The following is a 17,027-nucleotide window of genomic DNA, read 5'->3' as shown; positions in this document are numbered from 1 at the left end:
ATTCTATAATCGACCCCATCGCTCGCCCCGGGGAATGCCACGTCTGAAGGCCCCGCCGGGGCGCTTTGCTTTTTGTGCGCAAGGTTTCATGCAACTGCCCGAGATCGCCCCCGGAAAACGCTTCACGCTGCCCCGCCCCACCGGTTCGGCCGATGCCCTGCTGCTGGCGCGCTTTGCGCAGGCGCAGGCGGCGAAGCAGAAGATCACCGCGATCGTCACCGCCGAGCCGGCGGACACGCAGCGGCTCGAAGCCGAACTGCCGTTCTTCGCGCCGGGCTTGCGCATCGCCGTGTTCCCGGATTGGGAGACGCTGCCCTACGACACCTTCTCGCCGCACCAGGACCTGATCTCGGAACGCCTGGCCACGCTCTGGCGCATCCGCCAGGGCGAGGTCGACGTGGTGCTGCTGCCCGCCTCGACCGCGCTCGTGCGCCTCGCGCCACCGAGCTTCATGGCCGGCTACACCTTCCACTTCAAGCAGAAGGAGAAGCTGAACGAGGCGGCGCTGAAGGCGCAGCTCACGCTGGCCGGCTACACGCACGTGAGCCAGGTCGTCTCGCCGGGCGAGTACGCGGTGCGCGGCGGGCTGATCGACCTGTTCCCGATGGGCTCGCTGGTGCCCTACCGGGTCGACCTGTTCGGCGATGAGGTCGACTCGATCCGCACCTTCGATCCGGACACGCAACGCAGCCTGTTCCCCGTGCCCGAGGTGCGGCTGCTGCCCGGCCGCGAGTTCCCGATGGACGAGGACGCGCGCGCCCGCTTCCGCGCCCGCTGGCGCGAAAAGCTCGAAGGCGATCCCACCAAGGTGCGGCTGTACAAGGACATCGGCACCGGCCTCGCAAGCGGCGGCATCGAGTACTACCTGCCGCTGTTCTTCGACGAAACCGCGACGATCTTCGACTACCTCGGCGACGCAGCCACGCTGGTGCTGCACGGCGAGATCGACACCGCGCTCGCGAAGGTCTGGACCGACACTCGCGAGCGGCACCGCTTCCTCGCCGCCGACCGCGAGCGGCCGATCCTGCCGCCGGAAGACCTGTTCCTGAAGGCCGAGGACTTCTTCGCGCTGTGCAACCGGCATGCGCAGTTGGCACTGCGCGGTCGCGACGAAGTGGCGTGGGCACGCGCCCTGCCCGACCTGAGCGTCGACCGCGGCGCGCCCGAGCCGCTGACGCGCCTGAAGCACCATGTGGCCGATACCGCCTACCGCGTGCTGATCGTCGCCGAGACCGAGGGCCGCCGCGAGAGCCTGCTGGAGTTGCTGCGCGACAGCCAGATCGAACCACCGAGCGTCGCGACGCTGGCGGACTTCCGCGCCGGCGACCAGCATTTCGCGATTGCCGTCGCGCCGCTCGCGCAGGGCTTCTTCTGGTTCGAGCCGGACGACGACATCACGATCCAGTTCGTCACCGAAACCGAGCTGTTCGCGACCTCGCCGACGGCGCGGCGCCGGCGCAAGCAGGAGCAGGTCAGCGACGTCAACTCGCTGATCAAGGACCTGTCGGAGCTGAAGGTCGGCGATCCGGTCGTGCACGCCAATCACGGCATCGGCCGCTACGTGGGGCTGCGCAACATCGACCTGGGCGACGGCAACAGCGAGTTCCTGCACCTCGAGTACGCCGACAAGGCGACGCTGTACGTGCCGGTCGCGCAACTGCACCTGATCGCGCGCTACACCGGCGTGGCCGCCGACGAGGCACCGCTGCACCGGCTGGGCTCGCCGCAGTGGGACAAGGCCAAGCGCAAGGCGGCCGAGCAGGTGCGCGACACCGCCGCCGAGCTGCTGAACCTGTACGCCCGCCGCGCCGCGCGCGAAGGCTTCGCGTTCCGCTTCCAGCCCCACGACTACGAGGCCTTCGCCGCGAGCTTCGGCTTCGAGGAGACGCCGGACCAGCAGGCCGCGATCCACGCGGTGATCCAGGACATGGTCTCGCCGCAGCCGATGGATCGGCTGGTCTGCGGCGACGTCGGCTTCGGCAAGACCGAGGTCGCGCTGCGCGCCGCGTTCATCGCGGTGACCGGCGGCAAGCAGGTCGCGATCCTCGCGCCGACCACGCTGCTGGCCGAGCAGCACTACCAGAATATCGCCGACCGCTTCGGCAAGTGGCCGGTGAAGGTGGCCGAGATCTCGCGCTTCCGCTCCAGCAAGGAAGTCAAGGCGACGCTCGAAGGCCTGGCCGACGGCACGGTCGACATCGTCGTCGGCACCCACGCGCTGATCGGCGACAAGGTCAAGTTCAAGCGGCTCGGGCTGCTGGTGATCGACGAGGAGCATCGCTTCGGCGTGCGCCACAAGGAGGCGATCAAGGCGATGCGCGCCGAGGTCGACGTGCTGACGCTCACGGCCACGCCGATCCCGAGAACATTGGGCATGGCGCTCGAAGGCCTGCGCGACCTGAGCGTGATCGCGACCGCACCGCAGCGCCGCCTGGCGATCAAGACCTTCGTGCGCACCGAGACCAGCGGCACGATCCGCGAAGCGATTCTGCGCGAGCTGAAGCGTGGCGGGCAGGTCTACTTCCTGCACAACGAGGTCGAGACGATCCAGGCGCGCCACGACAAGCTGGCCGAGCTCGTGCCCGAGGCGCGCATCGCGATCGCGCATGGCCAGATGCCCGAGCGCGAACTCGAACGCGTGATGCGCGACTTCGTCGCCCAGCGCCACAACGTGCTGCTGTGCTCGACCATCATCGAGACCGGCATCGACGTGCCGAGCGCGAACACGATCGTGATGTCGCGCGCCGACAAGTTCGGCCTGGCGCAGCTGCACCAGCTGCGCGGCCGCGTCGGCCGTTCGCACCATCAGGCGTATGCGTACCTGATGGTGCCGGACGTCGAAGGCCTGACCAAGGCCGCGTCGATGCGGCTGGAAGCGATCCAGAGCATGGAGGAGCTCGGCTCCGGCTTCTACCTCGCGATGCACGACCTGGAGATTCGCGGCGCCGGCGAGGTGCTGGGCGACAACCAGAGCGGCAACATGATGGAAGTCGGCTTCCAGCTCTACAACGAGATGCTGGCCGAGGCGGTGCGTTCGCTGAAGGCCGGCGTCGAGCCTGACCTGCTCTCGCCGCTGTCCGCGACCACCGAGATCAACCTGCACGCCCCCGCGTTGCTGCCTGATTCGTATTGCGGCGACGTGCACACCCGGCTGTCGTTGTACAAGCGGCTCGCGTCGGCGAACGCCGCGGCGCAGATCGACGCGCTGCTGGAGGAGGTCACCGACCGCTTCGGCAAGCTGCCGCCGCAAGGCCAGACGCTGTTCGACGTCCACCGCCTGCGCGTGCTCGCCAAGCCCTTCGGTGTGACCAAGATCGATGCCGGCACCAAGCTGATGGTGATCAGCTTCCGCCCCAACCCGCCGGTCGACGCGCTGAAGATCATCGAGCTGGTGCAGAAGAACCGCCACATCAAGCTGGCCGGCAACGACAAGCTGCGCATCGAGCGCGACACGCCCGAACCCAAGGACCGCGCGCAATTGATCCGCGACGTGCTGCGCGCGCTCGGCACGCCGAAGCAACCTCAACCCGCATGACATCGACGATGGCTCACGAGTTCGCCCCCGGCTTGTTCGTTCGCGGCTTCGCACCGCGGCTGCGCCTGGCCGACTACAAGCTGGTCGCGTTCGACATGGATTCGACGCTGATCAACATCGAATGCGTCGACGAGATCGCCGCCGCGGCCGGCCGCAAGGCCGAGGTCGCCGCGATCACCGAGGCCGCGATGCGTGGCGAGATCGCCGACTACAAGGAGAGCCTGCGCCGCCGCCTCGCGCTGCTGCGCGGCGTGCCCGAGACGGCGCTGCACGAGGTCTATGCCAACCACCTGCAACTGAACCCCGGCGTCGAGCGCTTCGTTCGGGCCTGCCAGGCGGCCGGGCTGAAGACGCTGCTGGTCTCCGGCGGATTCACCTTCTTCAGCGAGCGGGTGCGCGGCCGGCTCGGCCTGGACTTCGCGCGCGCCAACATGCTGGAGGTCGAGGACGGCGCGTTGACCGGCCGCCTGATCGACCGGCCCTGGGGCGACATCGTCGACGGCGCCGAGAAGAAGCGCGTCGTGCTCGAGGTTTGCGAGCTGATGGGCATCGCGCCGGCGCAGGCGATCGCGGTCGGCGACGGCGCGAACGACCTGCCGATGATGGGCGCCGTCGGCCTGAGCATCGCCTACCACCCGAAGCCTGCGGTGCTGGAGCAGGCGATGCTGTCGATCACGAGCGGCGGCATGGACCGCGCGCTCGAGGTCTTCGGCGCGTGATCGGCGCAGCGCTCCGCCGCGCCGACGGCGTGGCGAGGCGCGGTCAGTCCGCCGCCGGCATCACGACGATGCCATCCTCGTCGGCCACCAGCCACTCGCCGGGGAGCACCCAGACCCCGTGGATATGCAGCGCCACGTCGCGCTCGCCCTGCTGGCGACGCTCGGTCGGCATCGGGATGAGCGCCAACGCGCGAATGCCGATGTCGCATTCGATCAGCTCGGCGCTGTCGCGCACGCAGCCGTCGACGACGACCCCGGCCCAGCCGTTGTTCGCGGCCGCAGCGGCGATGTTGCCGCCGACCAGCGCACGCCGCAGCGAGCCGCCCCCGTCGACGACGAGCACGCGGCCGTGGCCCGGCTCCTCGAGCGCGAGCTTGACGAACGAGTTGTCCTCGTAGCACTTGACGGTCGCGATGGTGCCGGCAAAGCGCTTGCGTCGGCCGAAGTCACGGTAGAGCGGCGGCAGCACACGGAAGCTGCCGTCCGCGTTGGCCTTGTGCGCGTCACACAGGTCGCCGGTCACGAGGTTGGAGGACTTGCTCATGCGTTGGTCACTTTCCGAATCGGCGGTTTCACGTCGCCGGCGAGCGGCGGCAACATCGGCTGGTGCTCGCGGGCCGGGTTGAGGATGATCGAGGTGGCGGTCTCGGTCAACAGGCAGAACTTGGTGACGACCGCGTCGAGATGGCTGACGTCGATCACCGCGATCTCGAGCACCCAGCTGTCGTCGCCGGTGACGTTGTAGGCATTGATGCATTCGGGCGTGCTCTGGATCAGCTTGACCACGCGCGCGTAGTCCGCCCGGCCGACGCGAATGATCGCCCGGATGCCATAGCCCAGCTTCGCCAGGTTCACGGTCGCCCGGTAGCCGCTGATCACGCCCGCCGCCTCCAGCTTTCGCACCCGCTCGGTCACCGCCGGCTGGCTCAGGTGCACACGCCGCCCGAGCTCGGCCATCGTCAGCCGCGCGTCGGACTGAAGTTCGGCGAGGATCCGGGTGTCGTGCGCGTCCAGATCCACGTTCAAGGTCGAAGTCATCAAACTCCTTTGAATCGACGGCATTGTGATCGATGAACCTGCATCGGACCATGGAGACGAGGCAGCGGCCTTCGTATCATCGTCCGCATGAACACGCTTGTCTCGACCTCGACGTCGCGCTCTTCGCCGCCTGGATTCCTGGGCCTGCCACCCCTCCTGCTCGTTTGCCTCGCCGCGACCTGGCTGATCTGGGGCTCGACCTACCTTGCCATCAAACTGGCGCTGCCCAGCTTCCCGCCGTTCCTGCAGATGGGCACGCGCTTCCTCCTCGCCGGCGGGCTGCTGATGGCGTGGATGCGCTGGCGCGGTGCGGCGTGGCCGAACCGGCGACAGTGGCGCAACGCGCTGATCGTCGGCACGCTGATGCTCGGCGGCGGCATGGGCGGGACGGCGTTCGCGGAAGTCTCGGTCGGCTCCGGGCTGGTGGTCGCGTTCATCGCCGTCGTGCCGCTGCTCATCGCGGCATTGAACCTGTGCTGGGGCGTGCGGCCGGGTCGTGTCGAAGTCGCCGGCATCGCGCTCGGACTGGTCGGCGTGCTGATGCTCACGCAAGGCGCGGGCTTCAAGGCGTCGCCGGCCGGCCTGGCGGCCATCGCGATCGCCTGCGCCACCTGGTCGCTCGGCAGCGTGCTCAGCCAGCGTGCACTGCCGCTCGCGCCGGGCGCCACCGGCTTCGCCAGCGAGATGCTGTGCGGCGGCGCGGTGCTGATGCTGCTGTCGGCACTGCACGGCGAGTCGCTGGCGTGGCCGCCGCAGCCGCTCGCCGTCGCAGCGTGGCTCTACCTCGTCGTGTTCGGCTCCCTGGTCGCGTTCAACGCCTACATGCTGCTGCTCGCCCGGGCCTCGGCCGGACTGGCGTCCAGCTACACCTTCGTCAATCCGGTGATCGCGATGCTGCTCGGGGTGGCGTTTGCCGGCGAACACGTGACCGGCTTCGAGTGGGCCGCCGTCACCGTGGTACTCGCGGGCGTATTGCTGCTGCTGTGGCGGCGCAGGGCGTAGACGTCGTGGCCGCCTCGACCGGTGCCCAGCGCGCGAACGAATCGGGCGCACCGAACAGCAGCCCCTGCATCAGCGGACAGCCGGCGTTCAGCAACGCCTCGCGCTGCAACTCGGTTTCGACGCCTTCGGCCAGCACTTCGCAGCCGACCGAGCGGGCCATCGAGACGATGCCGTGCAGCAGTGGCCCGACGCGGTCGCCTTCGATCTCGGCCACGAACGAGCGATCGATCTTGATGCAGTCGACCGGCAGCTGGCGCAGGTAGGTCAGCGACGAATGCCCGGTGCCGAAGTCGTCGAGCCAGATCGACACGCCGAGCGCCTTGATCTGCTTCAGCATCCGGATCGCGAGTTCCACGTCGTGCATCACCGCGGTCTCGGTGATCTCGATCGCGAGCCGATGGGGATCGATACCGGTCCGGGCGAGCATGCGCTCGGCATAGCGCACGAACTCCGGCGTGCGCAACTGGACCGGCGAGACGTTGATCGACACATAGCGCGTGTTGCGCAGGGCTTCGGACAACGCCATCAGCTCGCGGCACGCGGCCACCGAGACGCGCTGGCACAGCGGGCCGATGAGGCCGCTCTCCTCGGCCAGGGCGACGAAGTCGCACGGCGCGACCGGCCCGTAGTGCGGGTGCGTCCAGCGCGCCAGCGCCTCCATGCCGAGGATGCGACGGGTCCCGCCGTCGACGATCGGCTGGTAGGCGACCTGGATCTGGTCGCGCGAGATCGCCGTGCGCAGCGCGCTCACCAGCGAGCGATCGGCCTGACGCCGCGCACGCAATTCGGCGCCGAAGAACCGGGTGGTGTTGCGGCCGCTCTCCTTGGCGACGTACATCGCGGCGTCGGCATGCTTGAGCAGTTGCTCGGCCCCGCCGCCGTCTTCAGGAAAGATCGCGACACCAACGCTCGCCGACACCTCGACCCTGTCCGTGCCGTGCGGCACCGCGGCGGCACAGGCGCGGAGCACCTTGTCGGTCACCGCGGACACTTCGCCCGGCGTGCCCAGCCCCGGCAGCAGCACGACGAACTCGTCACCGCCGAAGCGGCCGACGACGTCGCTGCTGCGCAGGCAGGCGCACAGGCGCCGGGCGACACTTTCGAGCAGCGCGTCGCCGACGTGATGCCCGCAGGTGTCGTTGACGGTCTTGAACCCGTCGAGGTCGATGAACACGACCGCCACGCCGGAACCGCCGGCGCGCGCGACCTCGATCGCGTCGCGCAGCAGGTGGATGAAATGGGAGCGGTTCGCCAGCCCCGTCAACGGATCGGTGCGCGCCAGCTCGCGGGTGCGTTCCTCGATCGCGTGACGGTCGGAGATGTCGAGCACCGTGCCGTCGACCCGCTGGACGCGCCCGGTCTCGTCGGCGTGGGAGCCCATCCGGCACAGGCACCAGCGTTCGCGGCCGCCGCGCGCGACGAAGCGCACCTCGCCCGCGCGCTGCGTCGGCGCCGCGACTGCCTTCGCGAGCATCGCGCGCACGCCGGCGCGGTCGTCCGGCGCGACGAACTGGATCAGGGCCTCGAACGGCATTTGTCGCCGACCGACCTCGAGCTCGAGCAGGTCGGCCAGCTCGTCGGAGATCGTCGTCGCGCCACTGCCGACGTCATGGCTCCAGCTGCCCAGCCCGGCGAGCCGTTGCGCCAGGGACAGGGCCTGTCGGCTGCATTCCAGCTCGTCGGTGACGATCCGTTCCGAATGCGTGACGAGGTAGACCAGCTCATCGGCCTCGCGGTAGGCCCGGTCGATGCCGGACAACAACTCCCGCCACTGCGCCGCACTTTCCGGCGGCTGCGTCGGGTCCAGGCGCAGACGCCGCAGCTGCCGCTGCAACGTGGCGTGGAGCGGCGATGCCAGCGGCGCGTTCATGCTTCGCCGATGGTGGTGAGCGTCAAGGTCATGTTGTGCATGTCGCACGTCGCGCGTTGCCCGCTGGCGATCTCGCCGTACGAGTAGAAGCCGATCTGGCTGGCGCCCGACGGGAGCAACTGCGCGACCAATTCCACCTCGGCGTCGGTCTGTTCGCCGAGCACGACACGGCGACCGATGCAGCTGACGACGATGTTCAGCAGCGGCCGGTCCGCCGTCGCCGGCGTGCACCACGCGCCGAGTTCGTGCGCCGCCTGATCGGCCGCGCGCAACAACTCGCCACGCGCCGCGCGCGACAACTGCACCAGGCTGCCGCGCGGCACGTCGCCCGCGAACGTGATCGATTGCCTGACCCGGTCGATGCCCAGCACGTAGCGGATCAGCGGCGGCTCGCCCTGTGCGCCGCGGTACACGCACAGCGGAAAATGCGCGGCCGATGCCGGCAGGGCGCTCGCGTACCGGCCGAGGTACTGCTCGTAGAGTTCGAGGGCCGGTCGACCGTCGAGCTCGTACACCACGTTGCCCTGCGCATGCGTGACCCGGCGCCGCGGCCCGAAGCCGACGCTGCCGCCGCGGCTGACACTGTGGACCTGCAAGCGTTCACCGTAGAAGCCGATGGCGACCGCGGCGCCGCGCGACGGCACACCCTCGGCGATCACCCAGGTGCGGTCGAAGCGCGTGCCGTCGGCAGCCATGCCGCCGGTCAGCAGCACGCCCGCGGGCAAGCCGTCGAGCAGCCCGCGCACCAGCTCCGACCCGTCCACGAGCAAGCCGTCCGCCAGCGCCAGAACCGCCACCAGCCCGCGGCGCGTTGCCAGGTCGTGCGCCATGCGCCGGCCACCGTCGAAGTCGTGCCCGTCGTTGAAGGCGCTCACGACCGCCAATCGCGAGTGGTCGAAGCGGGTGATCGACACGGCCACCAGCGCATCGCCGATCCGGCCGCCCTCGATCACGGTGTCGCTCGAGGCGCCGGCCAGAAGTGCCCGCGGAAATGCGCGTCGGATCTCGTCGAGCAGCGCGGTCAGCTCGCCCAGTGCGGGCGGGGCGAACAGGAGCACCAGGGTGGCCGTCGAGTCCAGCGCGGTCGGCAGCGGTGCTGACCATCCGGTGGGAGCTTGCCAGGTCAGTACCGCCGAGTCCATGGCGCTAGCTTGCCTTCAAGTCCGGCTGCAGCGGGCACTCTTCCGACAGGGAAATGCAAACAATCGTGGGGCGTCCTCGGCGACGCGCGCCGGGGACGCCCCACGGAGATCAGCCCCCGGTCGGTGCCTCGGTGGCTTGCGCCACTTCGTGGTGCGCGGTCCCGGTTGCATCGGCGACAGCGTGTCCGGAAGCCGGCGGCGCAATCGCTTCAAGGCGGTAACCGACGCTGTAGATGGCCGCGAGGCGGTAGCCGTTCTCCGGGTGCAGGCCCAGCTTCGTCCGCAACCGCGACACATGGGTGTCGAGCGAGCGCGAAGAGACCTCGGCCTCGATCGCCCACACCGCCTCGAGGAGGTGCTTGCGGGACAGCAACCGGCCCATGTTCTGGAACAGGAACAGCGCCAGGTCGAATTCCTTCTGCTTCAGCGTGACCGGCACGCCGTCGACCGTGATCTGTGCGCCGGCCACGTCGAAGCGATAGCGTCCGAACGACACTTCGTTCGGCGGCTGCTGGTGGTACGCGCGGCGCAGCAACGCCTTGACGCGCGCCATAAGTTCGCCGACGCGCATCGGCTTGATCATGAAATCGTCGGCGCCGGCGTTGAGGCCTTCGATCACGTCCGCCTCGGTGTTGCGGTTGGTGACGAACAGCACCGGCACCCGCTCCTGCAGGTTCTCGCGCGCCCAGCGCAGCACCTCGAGGCCGCTGATGTCGGGCACCTGCCAGTCGAGGATCAGCAGGTCGAAGGTCTCGCGCCGCAGCGCGCGCAAGTAGGTCTTGCTGTCGGTGAAGCCGTGGCAATCGTGGCCCATCGAGGCCAGGGTCTGCCGGATCAGGTCCAACTGATCGGGTTCGTCATCCAGAGCCGCTACACGCATTCCATCTCTCCCCGGTTTTGTGTTTCCTGACGTGACGTCACTCGCGCACGGATTTTTGTCGGCACGTCATGGGGGGACTGTAGGCAGATTGACGGCCGAAATGCCACCGCACTGTCGTTGTAGCGTTAACCACTGTCAACCGCGGCGCCAACACCGTGTGGGCTGTGGAGATGGGGCTACGCCGTCGGCAAATCCGGCACGCCCGCACTCGGCAGGACGAGGCGAGTGCGGCGTCCGTTGTCGCCCGTGGACTGCACGGCCTGCCCGCCATGACGCTCGGCCACGCCCCGTGCAAAAAGCAAGCTGGAGGCCACCTTTCGGGACGCCCGCGGCGTCGTCGCCGACGGCGGGCGCGCGGGCGGTGCCACGGGCTCGGCGATCTCGAATACGCCGGCGGCGCCTTCGGCAGCCACATTGCAGTGCACCTCCGATCCAGGCGCGGCCGCGACGACCGCGTCGCGCAGCAGCTTGGCCAGCGCCGCGGCCAGCAGGGCCCGATCTCCGCGCACGCCGATCGATGCGGAGCCGGGGGCCACCTGGATCCGCACGCCGTTCTGATGGGCCGCAGTCCAGGCATCGGCCACGACCTCGACCAGCAGGTCGGTGCAGTCGAACTCGTCGTCATGCAGGGCCTGCCGACGCGCGCGGATCAGGTCCGCGAAGTCGTCGATCGCGTCGAGCGAGCGGCGCGCGTTCGCCTCGATCCGCTCGAGCAGTTGCGACAAGCTCATCGGGTCGGGCTGGATGCGGTGCAGGTCGAGCAATGCCAGGGTCGACGAGTGGCCGGAACGCGCGTCATGGCCCAGGAAGTTCAACGCGTGCTCGAGTTCCTGTTCCGCCGTGGCCGGGCTGGCGGCAGCCGGGTGTCCGGCGTTCGGGGAGCTGTCCATCGTCGCGTCGCTTTCCGGCTGCTCGATCAGCGCCGCGCATCGGCCTGTCGCCGGATCGCGGTCAGGGTGGTGCGCGAGGTGCTCACGTCAGGGTCGAGCTTCAGGTGGAGCAAGGTAGGCTGCTCCGCGGCCAGCGCAGCGGCGAACGCGGGTTCGAACTCCGCCGTCGTCGTGACGCGGCCCGCCGCCCAGCCGTGCGCGCGCGCCAGGGCAGCGAAATCGGGGTTGAACAGATCGCTGCCGCTGACGCGCCCCGGGTACTCGCGCTCCTGGTGCATCCGGATCGTGCCGTAGGTGCCGTTGTCGACCACGATGACGATCAACTTGCCGGCCCCCCGGCCGGCGCCATAGCCGGTGGCGGTCGCCAGTTCCTGGCCGGTCATCAGGAAGTCGCCGTCGCCGGCGATGTTGATGGCCGTGCGGTCCGGGTACAGCAGCGCCGCGGCCACCGCGGCCGGTACGCCGTAGCCCATCGCGCCCGAGGTCGGCGCCAGTTGCGTGCGACCGCCCTGCTGCAGCGCCGGATAGCGGTAGTAGCGGTGCAGCCAGCCGCTGTAATTGCCTGCGCCGTTGGTCAGCACGCTGTCGGCCGGTGCGAGGCGCTGGATCGTCTTGACGACCTCGGCCATGTCGAGCGGCTCGACCGGCGTCGGCACCAGGTTGGCTTCGTAGTCGGCGTGGGCGGCGGCGGTCCACTCGGCCCACGGCAGCTCGGGCGGCGGCGCCAGGGTCTCGAGTGCCTTGGCAGCGCAGGCCATCGCCGCCTGCAGCATCAGGTCGGCGGCGTAGACCCTGCCCAGTTCCTCCGGTCCGGCGTGGATATGGATCAGCTTCTGCTTCGGCCGCGGGGCCTTCAGCAGCGTGTAGCCGCCGGTCGTCATCTCGCCCAGGCGCGCGCCGACGGCCAGGATCAGGTCGGCCTCCGCGACCCGCTGCGCGAGCCTCGGATTGATGCCGATGCCGACGTCGCCGGCGTAGTTCCGATGCCGGTTGTCGAACAGGTCCTGGAAGCGGAATGCGCAACCCACCGGCAGGTTCCAGCCTTCCGCAAAACGCTGCATCGCATCGCAGGCCGCGGCGTCCCAGCCGCTGCCGCCGACGATCACCAGCGGCCGCTGCGCCGCGAGCAGCATCGTGCGCACCTCGCGCAGCGCGCCCGGCGCCGGCCACGCCAGCGCGGGCTCGACGCGCGGCAGCACCGGCACATCGGTCAGGCCCGTCAGCATGTCCTCCGGCAGCACCAGCACGACCGGTCCGGGCCGCCCCTGCATCGCGACATGGAAGGCGCGCGCCACGTACTCCGGCAAGCGCGCGGGATCGTGGATCTCGGCCACCCACTTGGCGAACCCGAGCGTGCCGGGGCCGAACATCTGGCGGTAGTCGACCTCCTGGAAGGCCTCGCGATCACGCTGGTCGCTCGCGACCTGGCCGATGAACAGGATCATCGGCGTGCTGTCTTGGAACGCGGTGTGCAGCCCGATGCTGGCGTTGGTGGCACCGGGCCCGCGCGTCACGAAGCAGATGCCCGGACGACCGCTCAGCTTGCCCTGCGCCTCGGCCATGAACGCCGCCCCGCCCTCCTGCCGGCACGCGATGAAGCGGATGCGCTCGCGGTGCTCGTACAGGCCGTCCAGCACCGCGAGGTAGCTCTCGCCGGGGACCCCGAACACGGTGTCGACACCCTGCTCGATCAGCGCTTCGACGAGGACATGCCCGGCGGGGCGGGCGGGGATGGGATCGGTCATGGAAATCGTGGGCAGCAATCGCGAAGCCGCCAGTGTGCACCGCGGCGATGCGGGTTCACACCGATTTGCACAATTCACTGATTGGTGAATTATTCGCCCATGACGACCGAGAGCGTGGCACTGCCCGAAATCCGCACCCGCGATGCCGACCGCACCCAGCAGGCGATCCTGAGCGCCGCCGTCGCGGAGTTCTCCGACGCCGGCCTGGGCGGCGCACGGGTCGAGCGCATCGCCGAGCGCGCGGGCGTCAACAAGCGCCTGCTGTACTACTACTTCGGCAGCAAGGACGATCTGTTCCTCGCCGTGCTCGAGCAGACCTACGCCGACATCCGGGAGGCCGAGAAGGCGCTGCGCCTCGAGAACCTCGAGCCCGTCACTGCGATCCGCCGGCTGGTCGAGTTCACCTGGGACTACTACCTCGCCAACCCGCATTTCCTGACGCTGCTGAACAGCGAGAACCTGCACAAGGCGGCGCACCTGAACCGCTCGTCGCGCATCCGCGAGCTCAATTCACCGCTCGTGCAATTGCTCGACGACGTGCTGCAGCGCGGCCAGCGCGCCAACCTGTTCCGCGGCGGCGTCGATCCCGTGCAGCTCTACATCTCGATCGCCAGCCTCTGCTACTTCTATCTCTCCAACAACGCCACGCTGTCGACGATCTTCGGTCGCGACCTGCGCGCGCCGGCCGCGCTGGCCGAGCGCCTGTCGCACATGACCGAAGTGATCCTCGGCTATGTACTGCGCAAGTAGCGCCACACGTCTCTAGTCACCAAACGGTTAATTGAGGACGACACGATGGACCCGTTCGACATCGCCTTCTATCGCCGCCAGGGCCACCTCACCGTCAACGGCGTGTTCACCGCCGCCGAGATGGACACGGTCGTGCGCGACATCGAGCAGTGGGGCACGGGCTTCCTCGCCGCGCTGCCGGAGTCGCAGCGCGCCTGGTACGTGGACGGCGGCGTCAGCGCGCGCACGGTGCTGCGCAAGCTCGACAACCCGCACGCGCAGCGCGACGCGGTGCAGGCGCTGGCCCGCGACCGCCGCTTGCTCGACCACGTGGAAGCGCTGATCGGTCCCGGCGTGTCGGTCTACTTCAGCCAGATCTTCTTCAAGCCGCCCGAAGGCGGTGGCCCGAAGCCGGCGCACCAGGACAACTTCTACTTCGGCCCGACCGACCCGGAGGGCATGGTCACCGCGTGGATCGCACTCGACGACGCGACGCTCGAGAACGGCTGCCTGTACTTCGGCGACGGCACCAACCTCGGCCCGGTCTACAAGCACTTCGCGCCCGAGGCCGAGCCCTACAACCTGCAGCTGCCACCGGCGATCCTGGACAAGCAGCCCATGTCGCCGGCGCCGGTGCGCAAGGGCGGCGTGAGCTTCCATCACGGCAACACCTTCCACGCATCGGGCCCCAACCACAGCCAGCAATGGCGCCGCGCCTGCGCGCTGCACTTCGTCTCGAACGACAACGAGTTCGAGTCGCCGGCGCTGCCGTACGACCACTCGCTGAAGTTCCGGGTGTCCTGAGATGCGCTGGCTGCTGCACCCCGCCGCGCGGCCGTTCTGGCTGATCGTGATGCTGCTCGTGCTGTGGGACCTGGTCGTGCGGCTCTTCAAGATTCCGCCGTACCTGGTGCCGCCGCCGCTGGCCGTCGTCAAGCAGCTGGTCGCCGAGTGGCCGATGCTGCTGTCGCAAAGCCTGCCGACGCTGTACGCGACGCTCGGCGGCTTCGCGGCCTCGGCGCTGATCGGCGTGCCGATCGCGATGTGGATCTCGTACTCGCGCACGGTCGAGAGCTTCGTCTACCCGCTGCTGGTGTTCTCGCAGTCGGTGCCCAAGGTCGCGATCGCGCCGTTGTTCGTCGTGTGGTTCGGCTTCGGCATCGTGCCCAAGGTGATCGCGGCGTTCCTGCTCGGCTTCTTTCCGGTCGTCGTGTCGACGGTGCAGGGCTTCAAGTCGGTCGAACCCGACGTGATCGACCTGGCGCGCTCGATGGGCGCCAACCCGCTGAAGATCTTTCTCAAGTTCCGTCTGCCGCAGGCGTTGCCCTCGATCTTCAGCGGGCTGAAGGTCTCGGTCACGCTGGCCGTGGTCGGCGCGGTCGTCGGCGAGTTCGTCGGTTCCAACTCGGGCATCGGCTTCGTGCTGCAGCGCGCGACCGGCACCTTCGACCTGCCGCTGATGTTCGCGGCGCTGGTCGTGCTGTCGACGCTGGGGGTGCTGCTGTTCCTCGTCGTCGAGCTGGTCGAGCGCTGGCTGATGCCGTGGCACGCCTCGCAGCGCCACGACATGAACGCCACCGCCTGAGATTCGTTCGCTTCCCCGTTCATCCACAACGTCAACAGGAGACAAGCCATGAAACGTCGCCATCTGATCCGGGTCGCATGCGCGGGGGCGCTGGCCGGCGCGCTGGTGTCGGGCGCGGTCGCGCAGACACGCGAGAAGGTCACGCTGCTGCTCAACTGGTACGTCTACAGCGAGCACGCGCCGTTCTTCCTCGGCAAGGAGAAGGGCTTCTATGAAGCCGAGGGCATCGACCTCGACATCCAGGAGGGCCGCGGCTCCGCGGTCTCGATCCAGGCCGTGTCCGCCAACTCGGCAACCTTCGGCTACGTCGACGTGCCGACGATGATCCGCGCCGCGACCAAGGGCGCGCCGGTCAAGGCGGTCGGCGTCGCGCTGCAGCTCAGCCCGATGGCGGTGATGGGCCTGGCCGAGAAGCACATCAAGTCGCCCAAGGACATCGTCGGCAAGACCGTCGCGATGACGCCGGGGGATTCGATGAGCCAGATCTGGCCGCTGTTCCTGAAGAAGACCGGCCTGCAGGAGGGCCAGTACAAGGTCGTCTCCGGGGACGGCCAGACCAAGCTGAACGCGGTGATCAACGGCCAGGCCGACCTGCTGCTCGGCTACGTGATGGACCAGAACATCAAGATCCAGGACGCGACCAAGAAGCCGGTCGAGGTGATCCGCTTCGCCGACTACGGCATCACGATGGTCAGCTCCGGCGTGATCGCCCACAAGGACACGCTCGCGAACAAGGCCGACATGGTGCGCCGCTTCATGCGCGCCACGACCCGCGCGTTCGAGGAGACCGAGAAGAACCCCGAAGCGTCGATCGACGCGATGCTGAAGGCCAACGCCAAGGCCGGCCAGCGCGACACGCTGATCGTCGGCATCAAGCTGACCACGCCGCTCTACCACTCGGCCGAGACCAAGGGCCAGCGCCCGCTGCGCGCGTCGATGAAGGACATCAACGACTCGCTCGACCTGCTGGTGCAGTACGGCGGCCTCGATCCGGCCGTGCGCGGCAAGGCCGAGGACTGGGTCACCAACGACTTCCTGCCGAAATGACCGCAGGCGCGAGCAACGTCGTCGCGCTCGGCACTGTCGCGCGCGCGGCCACGGCCGCGTCGACCGCGCCGGTGCTGATCGAGGGCCGCGGCGTCCGCAAGACCTACCGCACCCGCGAGGGCGACACCGAGACGCTGAAGCCGCTGGACTTCAGCATCCGCGCCGGCGAGTTCGTCTCGGTGGTGGGGCCGTCGGGCTGCGGCAAGAGCACGCTGATGAAGATGGTCGCCGGGCTGCTGCCGATCAGCGGCGGCGAGCTCGCGCTGGCCGGCAAGCCGGTGCGCGGGCCGCAGACGGACGTGGGCATCGTGTTCCAGAGCGCGCTGCTGCTGCCGTGGCGGCGCGTGATCGACAACATCCTGCTGCAGGCGGAGATCCGCAACCTGCCGATGGCCGCCGCGCGCGAGCGCGCCGCGGCGCTGATCGAGATGGCCGGCCTGAAGGGCTTCGAGCAGAAGTACCCCTGGCAGCTCTCGGGCGGCATGCAGCAGCGGGTGGCGATCCTGCGCGCGCTGCTGCACGACCCGTCGGTGCTGCTGATGGACGAGCCGTTCGGCGCGCTCGACGCGATGACCCGCGAGCGCATGAACCTCGAGCTGCAGCGCATCTGGATGACGTCGATGAAGACGGTGCTGCTGATCACCCACAGCATCCCCGAGGCGATCTTCCTGTCCGACCGCGTGTTCGTGATGAGCGAGCGGCCCGGGCGCATCGTCGAGGTCTACGACATCGACCTGCCGCGCCCGCGCCCGCTCGACGTGATGGGCACCGAGGCTTTCGCGCATTACGCGCGCCTGCTGCGCGCGCACTTCTACGCGCAAGGCCATCTCGACGCGCACTGATGC

At 69.0% G+C, this 17,027-nt stretch carries 15 protein-coding genes; 8 read left to right on the top strand and 7 right to left on the bottom strand.

Annotation, left to right across the window (positions count from 1 at the left end):
- The first annotated feature begins 88 nt into the window (after positions 1-88).
- Positions 89-3,535: a transcription-repair coupling factor gene (gene mfd, locus ACWH49_RS21650; RefSeq protein WP_448173337.1), complete on the top strand. Its 3,447-nt coding sequence runs from the start codon at positions 89-91 to the stop codon at positions 3,533-3,535.
- Positions 3,532-4,254 (top strand): phosphoserine phosphatase SerB, encoded by a 723-nt coding sequence (gene serB / locus ACWH49_RS21645; protein ID WP_448173336.1) that lies wholly within the window; start codon positions 3,532-3,534, stop codon positions 4,252-4,254. The genes mfd and serB overlap by 4 nt, the downstream gene beginning before the upstream one ends.
- 43 nt (positions 4,255-4,297) lie before the next feature.
- On the opposite strand, the gene rraA is transcribed toward serB, so the two are convergent.
- Together rraA and ACWH49_RS21635 are read right to left on the bottom strand one after the other, a co-directional pair.
- A complete protein-coding gene (gene rraA, locus ACWH49_RS21640; RefSeq protein WP_448173335.1) occupies positions 4,298-4,798 on the bottom strand; it encodes a ribonuclease E activity regulator RraA in 501 nt (166 codons plus the stop codon).
- Entirely contained in the window at positions 4,795-5,292 is a 498-nt protein-coding gene (locus ACWH49_RS21635; RefSeq protein ID WP_448173334.1) for an Lrp/AsnC family transcriptional regulator, read from the bottom strand. The genes rraA and ACWH49_RS21635 overlap by 4 nt, the downstream gene beginning before the upstream one ends.
- An 87-nt stretch (positions 5,293-5,379) precedes the next feature.
- Between ACWH49_RS21635 and yedA the strand changes: the two genes are divergently transcribed.
- Positions 5,380-6,294: a drug/metabolite exporter YedA gene (gene yedA, locus ACWH49_RS21630; protein ID WP_448173333.1), complete on the top strand. Its 915-nt coding sequence runs from the start codon at positions 5,380-5,382 to the stop codon at positions 6,292-6,294.
- Here the strand turns inward: yedA and ACWH49_RS21625 are convergent.
- From ACWH49_RS21625 to ACWH49_RS21605, 5 genes are all read right to left on the bottom strand, one after another.
- Positions 6,242-8,164, bottom strand: a complete 1,923-nt coding sequence (locus tag ACWH49_RS21625; protein WP_448173332.1) for a putative bifunctional diguanylate cyclase/phosphodiesterase — start codon at positions 8,162-8,164, stop codon at positions 6,242-6,244. The genes yedA and ACWH49_RS21625 overlap by 53 nt on opposite strands.
- Positions 8,161-9,306: an FIST signal transduction protein gene (locus tag ACWH49_RS21620; protein ID WP_448173331.1), complete on the bottom strand. Its 1,146-nt coding sequence runs from the start codon at positions 9,304-9,306 to the stop codon at positions 8,161-8,163. Before ACWH49_RS21620 ends, ACWH49_RS21625 begins: the two co-directional genes overlap by 4 nt.
- 109 nt (positions 9,307-9,415) lie before the next feature.
- Positions 9,416-10,186, bottom strand: coding sequence for a response regulator transcription factor (locus ACWH49_RS21615; RefSeq protein ID WP_448173330.1), 771 nt, complete (start codon positions 10,184-10,186; stop codon positions 9,416-9,418).
- A 176-nt stretch (positions 10,187-10,362) separates the two neighbouring features.
- Positions 10,363-11,076 (bottom strand): hypothetical protein, encoded by a 714-nt coding sequence (locus ACWH49_RS21610; protein ID WP_448173329.1) that lies wholly within the window; start codon positions 11,074-11,076, stop codon positions 10,363-10,365.
- A 26-nt stretch (positions 11,077-11,102) separates the two neighbouring features.
- On the bottom strand, positions 11,103-12,821 hold the full coding sequence (locus tag ACWH49_RS21605; RefSeq protein WP_448173328.1) for a thiamine pyrophosphate-binding protein: 1,719 nt from the start codon (positions 12,819-12,821) through the stop codon (positions 11,103-11,105).
- A gap of 99 nt (positions 12,822-12,920) precedes the next feature.
- Between ACWH49_RS21605 and ACWH49_RS21600 the strand changes: the two genes are divergently transcribed.
- Genes ACWH49_RS21600 through ACWH49_RS21580 form a run of 5 tightly spaced genes read left to right on the top strand, consistent with a single transcriptional unit; the run spans position 12,921 to position 17,024 of the window.
- Positions 12,921-13,571 carry a TetR/AcrR family transcriptional regulator gene (locus ACWH49_RS21600; protein ID WP_448173327.1) on the top strand — a complete coding sequence of 217 codons (651 nt, stop codon included), beginning with the start codon at positions 12,921-12,923 and terminating at the stop codon, positions 13,569-13,571.
- A 45-nt stretch (positions 13,572-13,616) separates the two neighbouring features.
- Positions 13,617-14,354: a phytanoyl-CoA dioxygenase family protein gene (locus ACWH49_RS21595; protein ID WP_448173326.1), complete on the top strand. Its 738-nt coding sequence runs from the start codon at positions 13,617-13,619 to the stop codon at positions 14,352-14,354.
- Position 14,355: 1 nt separating this feature from the next.
- Positions 14,356-15,135: an ABC transporter permease gene (locus ACWH49_RS21590; protein ID WP_448173325.1), complete on the top strand. Its 780-nt coding sequence runs from the start codon at positions 14,356-14,358 to the stop codon at positions 15,133-15,135.
- A gap of 48 nt (positions 15,136-15,183) precedes the next feature.
- Positions 15,184-16,182: an ABC transporter substrate-binding protein gene (locus tag ACWH49_RS21585; protein ID WP_448173324.1), complete on the top strand. Its 999-nt coding sequence runs from the start codon at positions 15,184-15,186 to the stop codon at positions 16,180-16,182.
- Positions 16,179-17,024, top strand: a complete 846-nt coding sequence (locus ACWH49_RS21580; RefSeq protein WP_448173323.1) for an ABC transporter ATP-binding protein — start codon at positions 16,179-16,181, stop codon at positions 17,022-17,024. The genes ACWH49_RS21585 and ACWH49_RS21580 overlap by 4 nt, the downstream gene beginning before the upstream one ends.
- Positions 17,025-17,027: the final 3 nt, after the last annotated feature.

The sequence above is a fragment of the Rhizobacter fulvus genome (genome assembly GCF_964020785.1).
Note: the sequence above shows the minus strand (reverse complement) of the source record. Positions and strands in the feature narration are given on the sequence as shown.